The organism is Bradyrhizobium sp. AUGA SZCCT0176, assembly GCF_018130145.1.
Taxonomy (GTDB): Bacteria; Pseudomonadota; Alphaproteobacteria; order Rhizobiales; family Xanthobacteraceae; genus Bradyrhizobium.
Genome location: NZ_JAFCMB010000007.1, coordinates 1 through 16,132, shown reverse-complemented (window position 1 = coordinate 16,132; position 16,132 = coordinate 1). Strand labels below are relative to the sequence as shown.

The following is a 16,132-nucleotide window of genomic DNA, read 5'->3' as shown; positions in this document are numbered from 1 at the left end:
GCACGATAGAACCACGATTGTCCTCGTGCCGTCTCATGGGAGGCTCTCCATTACAGGGAGCCTGCTGGACTCGTCTCTTCTCAAGTTTATAGAATATGAGCCAGAATCAAAATCGAATGTCGCATATGCCCCTTGATGCCGCCGCGTCCGCTCCACTCTATGCGCGATTTTCTCGCCGCTTTCGAGGGATCGTGGTCGACTGGGCCATCGCCATGGCCGTCCTCTTCGGTGCGGTTATGCTGGCGGTTTCGGTAGAGAACGATAATTTTTCCCGAGCACTGGGATGTCTGGTGATTGCCACGTTGCTGCTCTATGAGCCGATTCTGGTGTCGTTCACCGGCGGCACGCTGGGGCATCATTTGACCAATCTGCGCGTTGTTGACGATCGTAGCGGCGGCAACGTAAGTTTTCTCAAGGCCTGCGCCCGCGTCGTCCTCAAAGGTGTGCTTGGCTGGTACTCGTTCGTGATCCTGGCGGCGACACGCCGCAACCAGGCGGTTCACGATCTGCTGACGCGGTCGACCGTGCAAATCCGTGATCCTGCCAAAGCGCGATCTGGCCAATACATTACCGAACGCGTTGAACCTGTGGCCTTGGGCATGCCGTCCCCGGTGCGGCGGGCTGCAGTCATTTGCGTCTACTGGCTGTTGCTGTTTGTCAGCTTGCTGGTCATTCTTGCGGCAATGGCTGCCGCTGGATTGATGTCGCGTAGTTGTGTCTACGGGGATTACTGTTCGGGCGTCGACAGGATGTTGAACCTTGTCACCAGCGTCGCGTTCCTCGTGATGCTGGCGGTCGTCGTTGCGCTGGGTTGGAAAGGTAGACTGTTCGGCGCGCGCAAGGCCTGATGCGGTTCGTTCCCTCAACGTGCCGTCGGCGGCGCGTCGAGATTGGCGAGCAGAATCGCCTTGCCGGCATCTTCGTAATGGGTATCGCGGGCCTGGATCTGCTGCGCGATGGCGTGCATGTCGCGAAAACGCCGTTCGAACTTGTTGGCGCTGAAGACGGCGGTGGCGCCGGCCATGTGATAGGCGGTGTCGACCACGGAGGTCGATTGATGAATGGTCCAGGTCGCGGCAATGCGCAGCGCAATGCGATGCTGTTCGGTGATGGCGTCGCCGCGCGCCAGATCGCGCCAGACCTCAGCCGCGGTGGTGTAGAGATAGGCGCGCGCGGCGCGCAAGCTCGCCTCGGTGCGCCCGATCAGGCCCTGCACGGCGTTGTTGTCGCGCATCGCCTTGAGGCCTTGCGGCGTCTTGCCGCGCGCCAGATCGGTGGCGGCATCCAGCGTCGCGCGCGCGACGCCGAGCGAGGTCGCGGCAAAGCCCATGCTGAACACCATGTTGGTGGAGAGCTTGTAGAGCGGGCCGTTTTCGCGGAGCGCCGAAGGATCGTCGCGCAGCGCGGCGAATTTGTCCGGGATGAAGAGGTTGTCGACCGAGTAGGAGTCGGTGCCGGTGCCGCGCAAGCCGATCACGTCCCAGACGTCATACATCGTGGCATCAGCCACCGGAAACAGGATGGTGCGAATTTCCGGCGAGCCGTCCGCCTTGCGCCGCGGGCTGCCGTCGGCCTCGACGATCCTGACATGGGCGCCGAGCCAGCTCGCCTGCCGGGAGCCGCTGGCAAAATCCCAGCGCGCGCTGGCCTTGTAGCCGCCGGGCACGACCTGCACTTCATGCTTGATGGCGCCCCAGGCGAGGATGCCGGGCGCGACGTTGAAAATCTCGCTGGCGGCATCGGCATCGAGATAGGCCGCGGTCATGGCGCAGACGCTGCATTGGCCGAGGCACCAGGCGGTGGAGGCATCGGCCTTGGCGATTTCCTCCTGCATCTGCATGAAGATCTCGAGCGGCAATTCGGCGCCGCCGAGGCTCTGCGGCAGCAACGAACGATAAAGCCCGTTCTCGATCAGGGCGGTGGTCACATCCGGCGTCAGCCGCCGCGTCCGCTCGATTTCGTCGGCGTCGCGCGCGATCAATGGCTGCAGCATGCGCGCGCGCTCGACGAGGTCGAGGCCGGGGTGCTTGTTCATGCGCTTCCTCGCATTGTCTTGTTTTGTTTGCGCGAGGGGCGATGGTGGCCCATCCGCCGCCTCCGATCAAGGCGGCGGAGGATACGCGTCTCAGGCTGCGGCGCGTCCGAGATCGAGCGACGGTTGCGATGGCCGCTTCGCCGACGGGAAACTCAGCGCCACCGCGACCGCGGTAATGCCGATCGCGAAGGAGCCGACATAGAGCCAGTTATAGGCGTGGAAAGTGTCGAACACCCACCCGCCGGCCAATGGCCCCAGCGCCATGCCGAGGCTGGCAAAGGCGGAGACCGCGCCGAACACCGTGCCCATGATGCGCGCGCCGAAATATTCGCGCACCAGCACCGCATAGAGCGGCATCACGCCGCCATAGGCGAGCCCGAAGATCACAGACAGCGCATAGAACTCGCCGAGCTGGCCGACCGCGAGATAGGTCGCAACCGACATCGCCTGCACGAACAGCCCGCCGACCAGTACCGGCTTGGCGCCGAGGCGGTCGGCCATGATGCCGAGCAGCAGACGGCCGCCGAGGCCGGAGAATCCGGCAAGGCTGTAAACGGTGACGGCGGTCAGCGGCGCGATGCCGCAGATCATCGCGTAGCTCACCATGTGGAAGATCGGTCCCGAATGCGCCGCGCAGCAGGCGAAATGCGCCAATGCCAGCGTGATGAATTGCGGGGTCCGCAACGCCTGTCCGACGGACCACTGCATTTCCGGCGCATCCGTCCCGCCGCTCGCAGGTGCTGCGGCCTCCGGCGCCGGACGGACCAGGAACGACGCCGGGATCAGCAGCGCCCAGGATGCGATGCCGATCACCAGCATCGCGGTGCGCCAGTCATAGGCGGTGATCAGCCAGCTTGCGAATGGCGCGATCGTCAGCGGCGACACGCCCATGCCGGCCGACACCAGCGCCACCGCAAGGCTGCGGCGATGTTCGATCCAGGCGCTCGCCACCGCGACCATCGGCGCATAGAAACTCCCCGCAGCGATCCCGATCAATACGCCGAAGAAAAACTGGAATTGCCAGAGACTCGTGGCCTGGCTCGCGCCGACCAGGCCGATACCCAGCAGCACGGCGCCGGCCAAAACCACGATGCGGGTTCCGAACCGGTCGGACAGCGCGCCCCAGAAGAACGCCGCAAATCCCATGGCAAGGAAATCGATCGTCGCCGCCGCCGAGACGCCGCTGACCGACCAGCCCGTATCCGTCGCAATCGGCTGCAGGAACACCGCCAGCGACAACATCGTGCCAAAGCCGACACAGGTCATCAGCGCGCCTGCGCCGACGACGATCCAGCCATAGGAGAAACCGGGCTGGGAGAAACCGGCGGGTTTGCTCATGCGTTTCCTCGCGCTTGTAATATTTTTTGTGTGCGCGGGACGATGGTGACCTATCCGCCGCGGCAGAGCAAGGCGGCGGATGAATGGCCGGTCACAGGTTTTCGCAACTCACCGCCAGGGTCGGGCGGCGCAGGGTCGTCGAGCCAGCGGGCAAAGTGCGCGAAGCGGGCCTCAGCTATCCACCTTCAGCGCGGCAATGAAGGCTTCCTGCGGGATGTCGACCTTGCCGAACTGCCGCATCTTCTTCTTGCCTTCCTTCTGCTTCTCCAGAAGCTTGCGCTTGCGCGTGATGTCGCCGCCGTAGCATTTCGCGGTGACGTCCTTGCGCAGCGCGCGGACGGTCTCGCGGGCGATCACCTTGCCGCCGATCGCAGCCTGGATCGGAATCACGAACATGTGCGGCGGGATCAGTTCCTTCATCCGCTCGACCATGGCGCGGCCGCGGCCTTCGGCGCGGGTGCGATGCACCAGCATCGACAATGCGTCCACCGGCTCGAGGTTGACGAGGATCTGCATCTTGACGAGATCCGCGGGCTTGTAGTCGGTCAGATGATAATCGAACGAGGCGTAGCCCTTCGAGACCGATTTGAGCCGGTCGTAGAAATCGAACACGACCTCGTTGAGCGGCAGATCATACTTCACCATCGCGCGCGAGCCGACATACGTCAGCTCCTTCTGCGAACCACGGCGGTCCTGGCAAAGCTTCAGCACGCTGCCGAGATATTCGTCCGGCGTCAGGATGGTGGCTTCGATCCATGGCTCCTGGATCTCGGCGATCTTGACCACGTCGGGCATGTCGACGGGATTGTGGATTTCGATCTCCTGACCGTCAGTCAGGTGCATCTTGTAGATCACGCTCGGCGCGGTCGCGATCAGGTTGAGATCGAATTCGCGCGACAGCCGCTCCTGGATGATCTCCAGATGCAACAGCCCGAGGAAGCCGCAGCGGAAGCCGAAGCCGAGCGCCGCCGACGTCTCCATCTCGAACGAGAAGCTTGCATCGTTGAGGCGCAGTTTGCCCATCGCTGCGCGCAACGTTTCGAAGTCGTCGGCATCGACCGGGAACAGGCCGCAGAACACCACGGGTATCGCGGGCTTGAAGCCCGGCAACATCTCGGTGATCGGCTTGCGGTCGTCGGTGATGGTATCGCCGACGCGGGTGTCGGCGACTTCCTTGATCGCGGCGGTGATGAAACCGATCTCGCCGGGGCCGAGTTCGTCGATCTGCGTCATCTTCGGCGTGAAGAAGCCGACGCGCTCGACGTCATAGGCGGCGTTGGTGCCCATCATTCGGATGCGGCTGCCCTTCTTCATCACGCCATCGACGACGCGAATGAGAACGACGACGCCGAGATAGACGTCGTACCAGCTATCGACCAGAAGCGCCTTCAGCGTCGCGTTGCGGTCGCCCTTCGGCGGCGGCAGGCGGGTGACGATGGCTTCCAGCACGTCGGGAATGCCAAGCCCGGTCTTGGCCGAGATCATCACCGCGTCAGCGGCGCTGATGCCGATTACGTCCTCGATCTGCTGCCTGACCTTTTCGGGTTCGGCCGCAGGCAGGTCGACCTTGTTGAGGACCGGCACGATCTCATGACCCGCGTCGAGCGCGTGGTAGACGTTGGCGAGCGTCTGCGCCTCGACGCCCTGGCTGGCGTCGACCACCAGCAGCGATCCTTCACAGGCCGCCAGCGAGCGCGAGACTTCGTAGGCGAAGTCGACATGGCCCGGCGTGTCCATCAGGTTGAAGATGTAATCCTTGCCGTCCTTGGCGCGGTAGTTCAGCCGGACCGTCTGCGCCTTGATGGTGATGCCGCGCTCGCGCTCGATATCCATGGAATCGAGCACCTGCTCCTTGCCCGCCATTTCGCGATCGGTCAGCCCGCCGGTGGTCTGGATCAGGCGGTCGGCCAGCGTCGATTTGCCATGGTCGATATGGGCGACGATGGAGAAGTTGCGGATGTTGGAAATCGGGGCAGTTGTCATGGGGCGCGGGATAGCATTCACATCCCCGTGCGGCAACCATATTGCTGTATTTTAAGGGGCATTCTTCACGCCAAGCTGATTCCACGCGCGCCAAAAACGCGCTACGCACTCCTCCATGTCGACTGCATCAATTTTACCCGCCGCCGCGCGTTCCCGGCGCAGATTGTCCGTCCGGCGGCTGGCGGCATGGCTGGCCTCATGCGCCAGCGACCCCAAGGGCGCTTTGTGGCTGGTGAGCGGCTTTGCCGTGGTCCATGCCGCGCTCTGGACGCTGATCCTGGTCAATCTGAAGACCGGCCAGGATATCCATATGGACGTCGCCGAGGCGTTCGGCTGGGGCCAGAAGTTCCTGTTCGGCTATGGCAAGCATCCGCCGCTGTCGGGATGGGTGGCGGGCGCCTGGTTCAGGCTGTTTCCGGTCACCGATTGGGCGACCTATGCGCTGGCGATGGCGACGCTGGGCTTGGGGCTCGTGATCTGCTGGCTGCTGGCGCTGCGCGTGGTCGATCACCGCCGCGCCTTCCTCGTCGTGGTGATGCTCGCGCTCTATCCGATCTTCAACTTCAAGGGCTTCAAGTACAATCCGGACCTGCTGCAGCTGGTGACGCTGCCGCTTCTGGTGCTGGCCTATCTCGACGCATTCGAGAAGCGCAGCGTGAAATCCGGATGGTTGCTTGGGATCGCCGGCGCGCTGGCGCTGATGACCAAATACTGGGCGCTGACGATGATCGGCGCCATCGGCCTCGCCGCGCTGATCCACCCGCAGCGCCTGCAATTCCTGCGCTCGCCGGCGCCGTGGGTGGCCATCTTCGTGCTCGTCGTGGCGATGGTCCCGCACTTCCTCTGGCTCCGGGACGTGAATTTCGTCCCGTTCACCTATGCCGGCGAGATCTATTCGATCAGCGACCGCCGCATGATCGACAACCTCGCGCTCGGTTATGTCGGCCATAATCTGGCGCTGCTGGCGTTGCCGGTGGTGCTGGCGGGAGTAGCGCTGGCGTGGCCGTCGCGCTGGCGCAAGCCGTCTTTTGCGTTCTGGTCGCGCGGCGCGAATGCCAGCGTGAACACCACGCAGGCGCTCAATGTCTGGCTGATCCAGGCGGTGGTCGCGATCGGGCCGCCGCTCGGCGCGGTGCTGTTCCAGATCTACATCAAGACCGATTGGGGCATCCCGCTGTTCTTCCTGGTGCCGCTGGCGTTGATCGCGATCCCGGCGCTGCGGGTGCGGCAGTTGGCGCTGCTTCGGCTGACCGCGACCTGGCTGGTGCTGTCGGTAGCGGTGTTGATCGCATCGCCGCAGATCGCTGCCTATGATGCCGGCCAGCATCGCAACGAGGGGGCAAGCTACCGGGCGCGCTCCGAACTCGCCCGCGAACTGACGGAAGTCTGGCACCGGCGGTTTTTCTCAGCCTTGCCGGTGGTTGCGGCCTATAGCGATATCGGCCACCCCGTTACATTCTACAGCGCCGATCATCCGGCGGTCCTGACGCCGTACGAGCCGTGGTCGTCCGGGCTGACCTCGCTCGAAGAGGCCAAGCGATCCGGCTTTATCGGGATCTGCGAAACCGGCGACTGGAAGCTGGAAAAATGCGAGGCATGGATGAATGCCCATGCTGCCAATGGCGAGCGTATGGTGGTCACCACGCGAAGGTTTTTCTCAGGGGGGCCGGGCCCCGCCACGATCTGGAACGTGATTGTGGTGCCGCCGGAAAAGAAATAGGCGGCGAACAAGAAGATTTGGGCAAGAAAATTTAGGGGAACGCATGAATCTCGATCTGACTGGAAAGACCGCGCTCGTCACCGGCTCGACGCGCGGCATCGGGCTCGCAACCGCCATCGGGCTTGCGCAGATGGGCGCGGAAGTCATCGTCAACGGGCGCGAGCAAGCTGTTGTCACCGAGGCCATGGCAAAGGTCCGGCAAGCTGCGCCTGCCGCCGAGGTGCACTCGGCGGCGGTCGATCTCGGTGACGCCGAAGGCTGCGCCGCGCTTACAGCGCAATTTCCCGAAGTCGACATCCTCGTCAACAATCTCGGCATCTACGAGCCGAAAGGATTCTTCGATATCGAGGATTCCGACTGGACCAGGATGTTCGAAGTCAACGTGATGAGCGGCGTGCGCCTCACCCGGCATTATCTGAAGCGGATGCTGGACAACAAGGATTGGGGCCGCGTCGTGTTCGTCTCCAGCGAATCCGGCGTCTTCATTCCCAAGGAGATGGTTCACTACGGCTTCTCCAAGGCCGCCCAGCTCGTGGTGGCGCGCGGCGCCGCCGAACTCACCAAGGGGACCAACGTGACCGTCAATTCGGTCATGCCTGGGCCGACCTGGGTCGAGATGGCGCCGGTGCGGCTGGCCGCGCGTGCCAAGGGCATGGGAACGACCGTCGACGACCTCGTGGCGCGTACCTTCAGCGAACGGCGGCCGGCCTCGCTGTTGCAGCGCTATGCCGAGCCCGAGGAGATCGCCAATCTGATCTGCTACGTCTGCTCGAAGGCCTCCAGCGCCACCAACGGCGCCGCATTGCGCGCCGACGGCGGCATCGTCACCAATCCGTTTTGAGATGGCGATGATCTGGATGGATGGTGGGCACGGCGCAGCTGCGCCTTTGCCCACCCTACCAGAGCGCAGCGCTACGAGCGTCTAGCGCTCAAACGCCTTCTTCGTTGAACTTGTCGGCGACGAGACCCGCGATCGCATCCACCGCGGCCTGCGCCTCGGGGCCGGTGGCGGAAACCGTCACCGTGGTGCCGGGGCCCGCGGCCAGCATCATCAATCCCATGATCGAGGTGCCGCCGACGGTCTCGTTGCCGCGCGTCACCCAGACCTCGGCGTTGAAACGCTCGACCATCTGGACGAACTTGGCCGACGCGCGCGCGTGCAGTCCGCGTTTGTTGATGATGAGAAGTTCGCGGGAAATGGCGCCGGCCGGCACGCTCGGCCCGACGTCGTTTCCGGGCGCGGCCTCGTCGCTCATTTGCCGGCGAGTACGCGGCTGGCGATGGTGACGTACTTGCGACCGGCTTCCTGGGCCATCGCGATGGCGTCCGGAAGCGAGCGCTCTTCGCGCACCTTGGCAAGCTTCACCAGCATGGGAAGGTTGATACCTGCGAGTACTTCCACCTTGGGGCGGCTCATACAGGAGATCGCCAGGTTGGAGGGTGTGCCACCGAACATGTCGGTAAGGATAGCAACCCCATCGCCACTGTCGACGCGATTCACCGCTTCGATAATGTCGCTTCGACACAAATCGGAGTCGTCCTCGGCCCCGATCGTAATCGCTTCAATTTGTTTCTGCGGACCCATGACATGTTCGAGCGCCGCCCTGAACTCGTCGGCAAGGCGCCCATGGGTCACAAGCACTAGACCAATCATCGGAAACTCCTCGCGGGTGCTTTTGGTGCACCGCACGAACGCGCCACTTTGACCATCCAGAGGCCCCGCGCAAGAGGGCATCTTGGCTATTCTCCCGGAAACTTGGTGGCAGAGAGGGGAGCCTGCGCCGGTCTTATTCGGTCGCGATAGTGGGGCTTATATGGTTACCAAACCCCTTCACACAATCGGCCGTATTATTACCGGAAGGTGAACTTTCAGTTGTCGTTAGCGCGGCGACAACCAGCGGAAGGGGCTGAAAGCCGGTTCCGACAGGGATTCTTGGTATCATAACACCATTAAGGCTGACTACAAGGGCTTCGGGCGGTGGCAGCCGTTCCGCGTCATCAGCCGCGAGATCGACAACCAGACCGACTACCGCCTCGCTGACGCAATCACAGCGACGAATCCCGAGGCCCCGGATTTCGATCAGGCCGGCCAACTCAGCCGCCGGGCGGACCCACAATTCTCCGGCCAGTGTGTCGAGATGGACACGGTCATCGCCCACCAAAATGGCCGGTGGAACCTGGCCGGTACGGCCGGCCAGAATCAGGTCGAAGGCCAGCCGTGACTTGCCGGAACCCGACGGCCCGCGGATCAGGACGGCGCGGTCGCCAACCAGCACGGCGGAGGCGTGCACGCTAGCATTCTCAGTCATGGCGCTGGCAGCCTGACCACGAAGCGCGCGCCAGCGACCGTCGGGTTGCCGTCGGCGTCGGCCGGACCGGCGCGGTTTTCCGCCCAGATACGCCCGCCATGGGCCTCGATGATCTGCTTGGAGATCGACAGCCCGAGGCCGGAATTCTGGCCAAAACCCTGATGCGGCCGGTCGGTGTAAAAGCGCTCGAAGATGCGCTCGAGCGCATCCTCGCCGATGCCCGGGCCGTCGTCATCGACCACGATTTCGATTTCCGAGCGGACGCGGCGGCAGACGATGCGCACCTTGCCGCCGGCGTGGGAGAACGATTGAGCGTTCGACAGGAGGTTGGAGATGACCTGGCCGAGCCGCGAATCATGGCCGGGCACCGAGAAGGTATCGGTCGGGGTGCGGCCCTCGAAGCGCGCCTCGACGGAGACGTCGTGGCCGAGCTTGGTTTCATTGGCGACCGAGGTCAGCGTCGTCAGCAAGCGCCTGAAATCGACCGGCGCCATATCCTGCCGCTGCAGTTCGGCATCGAGGCGGCTGGCGTCGGAAATGTCTGATATCAGCCGGTCGAGCCGCCTGACGTCGTGTTCGATGACGGCGAGCAGGCGCGCGCGGCTGTTTTCATTGCGCGCCAGCGGCAGCGTTTCCACCGCCGAGCGCAGCGAGGTCAGCGGGTTCTTCAGTTCATGGGCGACGTCGGCGGCAAACATCTCGATTGCCTCGATGCGGCTATAGAGCGCGTTGGTCATGTCGCGCAGCGCGCCGGAAAGATGGCCGATCTCGTCGCGGCGGCGGGTGAAGTCGGGAATTTCGACACGGGTCTGGATGCGGCGGCGAACGCGCTCGGCGCCGTCGGCCAGTCGCCGCACCGGACCTGCGATCGTGCTCGCCAGCAGCAGCGACAATACGATCATGACGGCGGAGGCGACGCCGCCGATTTTCAGGATCGCCCAGCGCTCGGCGCCGACCATCTGGTCGATGTCGTCGCCCTGGGTCGTGAGCATCAGCGCGCCACGCACCGCGCGGAAGTGCTGCACCGGCACGGCGACCGACACGATGACCGCGCCGCGCTCATTGACGCGGACCATGCTGCTCTTCTGACCGCCCAGCGATTGCGCGACTTCCTGATAGCCTTTGCCGCCCTCGGGGCCGAGTTCGCGATAGATCGGCAGATCGCCGCGATTGAACCAGGTGCGGATCGCGGTCAGCGTCCGCTCCGCAATATTGGGCTTGTCGGCCGACGGGGGCGGCAATTCGAACCGCAGCACGTCGCCGCGGGCAAACAGATTGCGGCTGTCCAGGATAAGCCCGCCTTCGCGGTCAAAAATACGTGCGCGCGTCTTGGTCGGCGCGATCAGGCGGCGCAACACCGGCGCGACGCGCTCCGGGTTGATCGGAAAGTCGGAATACTCGTCCGGTATGCCATAGCTTTCCCCGGGCTTCAGATCGAGCAGGCGGTCGGGATCGACGGTGATGGTGCCGCCCTCGACGGTGGCCGATGTCGCGATCGCTTCGGAGATGATCTCGGCATACACCAGCAAGCTCTGCGCGCGCGCCTCGATCAGGCCGGCGCGGAATTGCGACAGATAGAGGATGCTCGCCACCAGCGCGACGAGGCCCGCCAGATTGAGCGAGACGATACGGCGGGTGAGACTGGAGAAAGAGAGTGCAAAGAAGAATTGTCCGGCGCGACGCAACCAGCCCAGCGGCCGCCGCCAGCCCTGGCTCTGCGCCTTGTCGTCGGCAACGTAATCCCGGTCGAGGGACGCAGATGCATCCTCGTTGTTCCGGCCTCGATCAGGCTGCGTTCGATCTAGCAATGGCTAAAACTGCCGGTTGTCTCGACTGTCCCTGCAAGCGCTGCTCGCGCGCTCAATCCTACCCCAGACGCGCCAAGGCGTCAGTTAACGAGCCGCTCGAGCATGATCCGGAAAAGTGGACACCGGTTTTCCGAAAAGATCATGCTCAAACAAAAAAGACCAGAAGTGCAGATCAGGCTTCCTTGAAGCGATAGCCGACGCCGTAGAGCGTCTCGATCATCTCGAAATCGTCGTCCACCACCTTGAACTTCTTGCGCAGCCGCTTGATGTGGCTGTCGATGGTGCGGTCGTCGACATAGACCTGATCGTCATAGGCCGCGTCCATCAGCGCGTTGCGGCTTTTCACCACACCGGGCCGCGTCGCCAACGCCTGCAGGATCAGGAACTCGGTCACGGTCAGCGTCACCGGCTCGTTCTTCCAGGTGCAGGTGTGACGCTCCGGATCCATTCGCAGCAGGCCGCGGTCGAGTGCACGTGCATCCGGCTCCTTCGGTGCGGCGGTCGGATCCTTGGGCTGTCCCCGGCGCAGCACGGCCTTGACGCGCTCGACCAGCAGGCGCTGGGAGAACGGCTTGCGGATGAAATCGTCGGCGCCCATCTTGAGGCCGAACAATTCGTCGATCTCTTCATCCTTGGAGGTGAGGAAGATGACCGGCAGATCGGACTTCTGCCGCAGCCGCCGCAGCGTCTCCATGCCGTCCATGCGCGGCATCTTGATGTCGAGGATCGCAAGGTCCGGCGGCGAGGTGCGGAAACCATCGAGCGCCGACGCACCATCCGTATAGGTCATGATGCGATAGCCTTCGGCTTCGAGCGCGATCGAGACGGAAGTGAGAATGTTGCGGTCGTCATCGACCAAGGCGATTGTGGGCATGAGCCTGCTTTCGAAAGAGAAGTGGCTTAAACGGCGGGCAATCCAGCCATGCGCCGTATAAATGGGCTTCGTATTCGGTCTACGAGCAATGCAAGCTGGGCTGAAGTGTGACCGAGTTCCGCAAAAACATTCCGCGGACGATGCGTAGCACCCATATAGCACCCTCAAGGCCTGAGCAAAGGGCCTTTTTGCAGTAAAATGGCTGGAAAAACCCATGCAACCGACGGCTGATTTTAACCCTTCCAAACTGGCCCGCTCGCTGCTGCGGCGCAGTCGGCAGGGCGCGTTGGGAACCCTGATGGCCGGCAGCGGCGATCCCTATTGCTCGCTGGTCAATATCGCCTGTCATTTTGACGCCTCGCCGATCCTGCTGATCTCCCGGCTGGCGCTGCATACCAGGAATATCCTGGCCGATAGCAGGGTCTCACTGATGCTGGACGAGCGCGCCGCGGGCGACCCGCTGGAGGGCGCCCGGATCATGCTGGCGGGGCGGGCCGAGGAGGCCGCGGGCGACCGGGCTGAGATCCTGCGCCGGCGCTACCTCAACGCCCATCCATCCGCGGAAGTCTTTGTAGACTTTAAGGATTTTTCGTTCTTCCGGATCGCACCCATAGGCGCCCATCTGGTCGCCGGGTTTGGCCGCATCATCGACCTGACCCCCCAGCAGTTCCTGACCGATATCAGCGATGCGGAGGGGCTGTTGGAGGCCGAGCAGGGCGCCGTGGAACACATGAACGAGGACCACCGCGAGGCGATGAACCTCTACGCCACGCGCCTGCTCGGGGCCGACACCGCCGACTGGGCCTGCACCGGCTGCGACCCCGATGGCATGGACATGCAGGCAGGCTCCGCCACGCTGCGGCTGGATTTCCCGGAACGGGTCACCAACGGGACTGCCTTACGCAAAATGCTGGTCCGGTTGGCGGGCGAGGCGCGGGCCCAAGAGCCCGCCAAGCCCTAGGCAGCCACGCGAAAGCGGAATTTGAACGGCGGCGGCTATTCGCGCGACCTAATCGACGCCCGCGTCGAGATGGCCAAAGGTCAAGTCCGCATCATGAATTCCCGCAATCGTTTGGTATTTTCGCTGTGCCTCGCGCTGCTGGCGACAACTTGCCTCAGTGCGCCGTCCTCGGCGCAAAAGAGCGAGACCGCGGCGGTCAGCGCCAAAATCAACGAGCTCAGCCGCGCCGGAAAATATGCCGAAGCTGTTGCGCTGGCGCAGGGGCAGGTCGAATCCCTGGAAAAGAAATACGGCCCCGCGCATCGCGACGTCGGAGCCGCACTGAACAATCTGGCGCAGCTCTATGGCAGTCAGGGCAGGGACGCTGAAGCCGAGCCGCTGTCCAGGCGGGCCATTGCGATCCTGGAGAAGACGGCTGGCGCCGAGTCGCCGGACATCGCTGCGGCGCTAAACAATCTCGCTGCGCTCTATCAGCGCCAGGAGCGCTACGCCGAAGCTGAACCGCTGTTCAAGCGGGCACTGGCGATCCGTGAGCGGTCGCTGGGATCCGGGCATCCCGACGTCGCGCAGTCCCTGAACAATCTGGGCACCCATTACGAGAAGCAGGGCCGCCACGACGACTCCAAGCCGTTGTTCCGGCGCGCGCTGGCGATCTATGAGAAAGCGGCGGGTCCGGAGCATCCGGCGGTCGCGACGCTTCTGAACAATCTCGGTCAGGTCGAGAAGGTCGAGGGCCACTTTGCCAAAGCGGAGCCGCTGATCAAGCGCTCGCTGGCGATCCGCGAGAAAGTGCTCGGCCCCGATCATCCCGACGTGGCGCGTTCGCTCAACAATCTGGCGGAGCTTTACGATGGGCCGACGGACCGTGTCCGTGATGCCGAGCGGCTATTCGAGCGGGCGTTGGCGATCCGTGAACGCGCGGTCGGCCCCAATCATCCCGATACCGCCAGATCCATGAACAATCTGGCGCTCTTCCAAGCAAATACAGGTTACCCGGAAAAGGCGTTGCCGCTGGCGCTGCGGCTGATTGCGAGCGGGCGCGGGGAGCTGCGCGCCGTGCTGCCGGTGCTGGCGGACGCCGAGCGCAACCAATTGATACCGACCGATCAAGCGCTGGATGCGATGCTCAATGCGATCCAGCGCGGCACCCAGTCGTCGGCGGCGTCAGCCGTCAACAAGCTGGCGGTGCGGCTGGCTGCCGGCAACGATCGGCTCGCCGAACTGGTGCGCCGGGATCAGGATCTCGCCGCGGAAGCGGAAGCGCTGGACAAGGCTCTGGTGGCGGCGGTCTCCAAAGAGCGATCGAAGCGCGACCTTGCTGCCGAGCAGCGGACCAAGGCCAGGCTTGCCGCCATTTCGAGCGAACGCCCGTCGTTGCAAAAGACCTTGTCTGCGGAATTTCCCGATTACGCCGCGCTGTCGAATCCACTGCCAATGACGGTGAAGGAGATTCAGTCGCTGTTATCGGGCGATGAGGCGATGGTGCTGCTCGCGGTCACGGTAAAGGACAGCTACGTCATTGCGATCACGCGCGAGGGATTTGACTGGTCCCCGATCGGGCGTGGCTCGGAAGGGCTGCATGAGTTGGTCGCCGATTTCCGCCGTGGACTGGATATCGCCAATGCCAGCGATTCGTCGGGAAAATCCACGCTGTTCAATCTCGAATTCGCACACTGGCTGTACAACCACCTGCTGGGCCGCGTCGAGACACGGCTGAAGGACAAGCGCAGCCTTCTGATTGTTCCCACGGGCGCGTTGACGGCGCTGCCGTTTCATTTGCTGGTGACGGAGAAGCCGCCGGCCGCGATCCCGGAAAAACTCGACGGTTATCGCGATGCCGCCTGGCTGCTCAAGCGTCACGCGGTGTCGGTGTTGCCGTCGGTCGCAAGCCTGAAGACGCTGCGGGCGATTGCCCGCAAGGATCAAACCACCAAACCGATGACCGGTTTCGGCGATCCGCTGTTCAATCCGTTGCAGGATAGCGCTGGCGACAAGCGCGGCGCAGCCGGGCCGGAGGCGATCAAGTCCGCGGCGCGCGGCGTCACCAACGTGGCCTATACCGACTTCTGGCAAGGCGCCGGTGTCGATCGCGCGCGGCTCTCTCGCGTGCTGTCGCAACTGCCTGATACCGCCGACGAACTCAATGCGGTCGCAAAGGATCTCGGCGTTTCCGAAAGCGATATTCATCTCGGCGAGAACGCCAGCGAAACCAATGTGAAGCGCGCCCGGCTCGCCGATTACAGCATCGTCTATTTCGCGACCCACGGTCTCGTCGCCGGGGACGTGAAGGGGATCGCCGAGCCCTCGCTGGTGCTCAGTATTCCGAAGCAGCCGTCCGAACTCGACGACGGCCTGCTCACGTCGAGCGAAGTGGCGCAGCTGAAACTCAACGCCGATTGGGTGGTGCTATCAGCCTGCAACACGATCGCCGGCGACAAGCCCGGCGCCGAAGCGCTGTCGGGATTGGCGCGATCGTTCTTCTATGCCGGCGCGCGTGCATTGCTGGTGTCACACTGGGCGGTGGATTCCGCGGCCGCGACGCGGCTGACGACATCGACCTTCGATCGCCTCAAGGCTGACCCGAAGCTTGGCCGGGCCGAGGCGCTGCGCCAGTCGATGCTGGCCTACCTCAACGATACTTCGTCGCCCCGAAATGCCTATCCGGCATTCTGGGCGCCGTTTGCGCTGATCGGCGAGGGTGCGCCGCGCTGAGCTTTACCGTGGATTGTGCGGCGCAAACCAAATGGTAGCGCTATCGCGCGGCTGATGGTCGCGTGTTGAGCGCTGCAAAACGCCCCGCGCCGCAACAAGTGTTTGATCCAGATCAAAGCCTTGGCTGGAATAAACCAAAATGCGCGGGATCGGCTTGGCAAGCACGGCGTTGCCAAGTATTAGGTCGCCGGACCGGAGCCGGAAGGCTATATTCAGTGGTCACCGCGACAGAAGCGCGTTTAGCGGCATTCGCGCGATCGAGATACGCGGGTTCGAGGAGGTTCTTCGTGCAAGAGACGGGTCTACGTAACGGTGCCTTTGGCGCCGATAAATTTGGCTTAAAGAAACTCAAAGAGGTGCATTGGAACCTCGGAGCGCCGCAGCTCTACCAA

13 protein-coding genes are annotated in these 16,132 nt (G+C 63.5%); 5 read left to right on the top strand and 8 right to left on the bottom strand.

Annotated elements, in window-relative coordinates; all coding sequences use genetic code 11:
* The first annotated feature begins 125 nt into the window (after positions 1 to 125).
* On the top strand, positions 126 to 848 hold the full coding sequence (locus tag JQ600_RS18170; RefSeq protein WP_212468745.1) for an RDD family protein: 723 nt from the start codon (positions 126 to 128) through the stop codon (positions 846 to 848).
* 14 nt (positions 849 to 862) lie between these two features.
* On the opposite strand, the gene JQ600_RS18165 is transcribed toward JQ600_RS18170, so the two are convergent.
* From JQ600_RS18165 to lepA, 3 genes are all read right to left on the bottom strand, one after another.
* Positions 863 to 2,035 (bottom strand): acyl-CoA dehydrogenase family protein, encoded by a 1,173-nt coding sequence (locus JQ600_RS18165; protein ID WP_212390324.1) that lies wholly within the window; start codon positions 2,033 to 2,035, stop codon positions 863 to 865.
* 90 nt (positions 2,036 to 2,125) lie between these two features.
* Entirely contained in the window at positions 2,126 to 3,373 is a 1,248-nt protein-coding gene (locus JQ600_RS18160; protein WP_212390323.1) for an MFS transporter, read from the bottom strand.
* A 171-nt stretch (positions 3,374 to 3,544) separates the two neighbouring features.
* Positions 3,545 to 5,356, bottom strand: a complete 1,812-nt coding sequence (gene lepA, locus JQ600_RS18155; RefSeq protein ID WP_212390322.1) for a translation elongation factor 4 — start codon at positions 5,354 to 5,356, stop codon at positions 3,545 to 3,547.
* Positions 5,357 to 5,471: 115 nt separating this feature from the next.
* Between lepA and JQ600_RS18150 the strand changes: the two genes are divergently transcribed.
* Together JQ600_RS18150 and JQ600_RS18145 are read left to right on the top strand one after the other, a co-directional pair.
* A complete protein-coding gene (locus tag JQ600_RS18150) occupies positions 5,472 to 7,076 on the top strand; it encodes a glycosyltransferase family 39 protein (RefSeq protein WP_212265807.1) in 1,605 nt (534 codons plus the stop codon).
* Between the two features lie 43 nt (positions 7,077 to 7,119).
* The gene (locus JQ600_RS18145; protein ID WP_212390320.1) at positions 7,120 to 7,917 is read left to right on the top strand and encodes an SDR family NAD(P)-dependent oxidoreductase; all 798 of its coding nucleotides are present in this window, start codon (positions 7,120 to 7,122) and stop codon (positions 7,915 to 7,917) included.
* A gap of 88 nt (positions 7,918 to 8,005) precedes the next feature.
* Here the strand turns inward: JQ600_RS18145 and JQ600_RS18140 are convergent, their stop codons facing one another.
* From JQ600_RS18140 to JQ600_RS18120, 5 genes are all read right to left on the bottom strand, one after another.
* Positions 8,006 to 8,332 carry an HPr family phosphocarrier protein gene (locus JQ600_RS18140; RefSeq protein WP_212265809.1) on the bottom strand — a complete coding sequence of 109 codons (327 nt, stop codon included), beginning with the start codon at positions 8,330 to 8,332 and terminating at the stop codon, positions 8,006 to 8,008.
* Entirely contained in the window at positions 8,329 to 8,730 is a 402-nt protein-coding gene (locus JQ600_RS18135) for a PTS sugar transporter subunit IIA (protein WP_021076632.1), read from the bottom strand. Before JQ600_RS18135 ends, JQ600_RS18140 begins: the two co-directional genes overlap by 4 nt.
* 133 nt (positions 8,731 to 8,863) lie before the next feature.
* Entirely contained in the window at positions 8,864 to 9,385 is a 522-nt protein-coding gene (locus tag JQ600_RS18130; protein WP_212390319.1) for an HPr kinase/phosphorylase, read from the bottom strand.
* Complete coding sequence (locus JQ600_RS18125) at positions 9,382 to 11,193, bottom strand: sensor histidine kinase (RefSeq protein WP_212390318.1); 1,812 nt, start codon at positions 11,191 to 11,193, stop codon at positions 9,382 to 9,384. The genes JQ600_RS18130 and JQ600_RS18125 overlap by 4 nt, the downstream gene beginning before the upstream one ends.
* A gap of 172 nt (positions 11,194 to 11,365) precedes the next feature.
* Positions 11,366 to 12,067 carry a response regulator transcription factor gene (locus JQ600_RS18120; RefSeq protein WP_016843287.1) on the bottom strand — a complete coding sequence of 234 codons (702 nt, stop codon included), beginning with the start codon at positions 12,065 to 12,067 and terminating at the stop codon, positions 11,366 to 11,368.
* Positions 12,068 to 12,281: 214 nt separating this feature from the next.
* Between JQ600_RS18120 and JQ600_RS18115 the strand changes: the two genes are divergently transcribed.
* Together JQ600_RS18115 and JQ600_RS18110 are read left to right on the top strand one after the other, a co-directional pair.
* Positions 12,282 to 13,028, top strand: coding sequence for a HugZ family protein (locus JQ600_RS18115; protein ID WP_212390317.1), 747 nt, complete (start codon positions 12,282 to 12,284; stop codon positions 13,026 to 13,028).
* Positions 13,029 to 13,121: 93 nt separating this feature from the next.
* On the top strand, positions 13,122 to 15,740 hold the full coding sequence (locus JQ600_RS18110; RefSeq protein WP_212390316.1) for a CHAT domain-containing tetratricopeptide repeat protein: 2,619 nt from the start codon (positions 13,122 to 13,124) through the stop codon (positions 15,738 to 15,740).
* Positions 15,741 to 16,132 lie beyond the last annotated feature (392 nt).

What these genes read in the sequence shown, in the direction of transcription:
- JQ600_RS18170 (WP_212468745.1), top strand. Translation starts at nt 126, where the DNA reads ATGCCCCTTGATGCCGCCGCGTCCGCTCCACTCTATGCGCGATTTTCT.
- JQ600_RS18165 (WP_212390324.1), bottom strand. Translation starts at nt 2,035, where the DNA reads ATGAACAAGCACCCCGGCCTCGACCTCGTCGAGCGCGCGCGCATGCTG.
- JQ600_RS18160 (WP_212390323.1), bottom strand. Translation starts at nt 3,373, where the DNA reads ATGAGCAAACCCGCCGGTTTCTCCCAGCCCGGTTTCTCCTATGGCTGG.
- lepA (WP_212390322.1), bottom strand. Translation starts at nt 5,356, where the DNA reads ATGACAACTGCCCCGATTTCCAACATCCGCAACTTCTCCATCGTCGCC.
- JQ600_RS18150 (WP_212265807.1), top strand. Translation starts at nt 5,472, where the DNA reads ATGTCGACTGCATCAATTTTACCCGCCGCCGCGCGTTCCCGGCGCAGA.
- JQ600_RS18145 (WP_212390320.1), top strand. Translation starts at nt 7,120, where the DNA reads ATGAATCTCGATCTGACTGGAAAGACCGCGCTCGTCACCGGCTCGACG.
- JQ600_RS18140 (WP_212265809.1), bottom strand. Translation starts at nt 8,332, where the DNA reads ATGAGCGACGAGGCCGCGCCCGGAAACGACGTCGGGCCGAGCGTGCCG.
- JQ600_RS18135 (WP_021076632.1), bottom strand. Translation starts at nt 8,730, where the DNA reads ATGATTGGTCTAGTGCTTGTGACCCATGGGCGCCTTGCCGACGAGTTC.
- JQ600_RS18130 (WP_212390319.1), bottom strand. Translation starts at nt 9,385, where the DNA reads ATGACTGAGAATGCTAGCGTGCACGCCTCCGCCGTGCTGGTTGGCGAC.
- JQ600_RS18120 (WP_016843287.1), bottom strand. Translation starts at nt 12,067, where the DNA reads ATGCCCACAATCGCCTTGGTCGATGACGACCGCAACATTCTCACTTCC.
- JQ600_RS18115 (WP_212390317.1), top strand. Translation starts at nt 12,282, where the DNA reads ATGCAACCGACGGCTGATTTTAACCCTTCCAAACTGGCCCGCTCGCTG.
- JQ600_RS18110 (WP_212390316.1), top strand. Translation starts at nt 13,122, where the DNA reads ATGAATTCCCGCAATCGTTTGGTATTTTCGCTGTGCCTCGCGCTGCTG.